The 747-nt window shown below is 56.2% G+C and carries 1 protein-coding gene; it reads right to left on the bottom strand.

The window, feature by feature from the left end; all coding sequences use genetic code 11:
- Nucleotides 1-377 (bottom strand): SulP family inorganic anion transporter (locus APH36_RS30370; protein ID WP_177337151.1); only part of this gene is annotated, 377 nt, incomplete at its 3' end.
- Between the last annotated feature and the right edge of the window lie 370 nt (nt 378-747).

The raw sequence follows: 747 nt of genomic DNA, 5'->3' as shown, positions 1-747 counted from the left end.
GCATTGACGAAGCCGGTCACCACCGAGCGCGAAACGAAGCGCATCAGCGAGCCGAGCTTCAGGTAGCCAGCACCAATTTGCAACACGCCACACAGCAGCGTGGCGGCCAGCAGATATTCAAGACCATGGTTCTTGACCAGGGTCACCATCAGCAGTGCCATGGCCCCTGTCGCGGCTGAAATCATGCCTGGGCGGCCACCGACAAAGGCGATCACTACGGCGATACAGAATGAGGCGTAGAGACCAACTTTGGGGTCGACGCCCGCAATGATAGAGAAAGCGATGGCTTCAGGGATCAGCGCAAGTGCGACGACGATCCCCGCGAGCACGTCGCCACGGACGTTGGAAAACCACGTTTGTTTGAGTGTTTGTAGCATCAGAATATCCAAAGCAATGCACCGCACGCATGCCAGGAAATGGCGAGCGCGTCGATACGAATTCAAATTGTGAGGATTATTTTGCTGTGCGCTTTGGGTGTAAGAACCGGGCGTACAGCAGTACGCAGCCGCGAGCGAAACTGGCGGAGGCGAGGTGTTGCGAGGGGGCGTAGCGCTAAGGCGGCGTAGGCTGCCAGTAGAGCGTTTGGAGTACAGTCATGCTGGTGTTCCTGTAGCTCAAGGGGTATGCGGAGCCAAAAGTATACAGTGAAGCTATCGTCGATTGCGATCCGCCGCCCTGCTTTGCGAAGCCACGTCTGAAATAGGCTTAGTCGAGGAGTATCGCCATCAGGAACGAAGGAAAATAATC

The organism is Pseudomonas sp. NBRC 111133 (assembly GCF_001320605.1).
In the GTDB taxonomy this organism is placed as follows: Bacteria; Pseudomonadota; Gammaproteobacteria; order Pseudomonadales; family Pseudomonadaceae; genus Aquipseudomonas; species Aquipseudomonas monteilii.
Note: the sequence above shows the minus strand (reverse complement) of the source record. Positions and strands in the feature narration are given on the sequence as shown.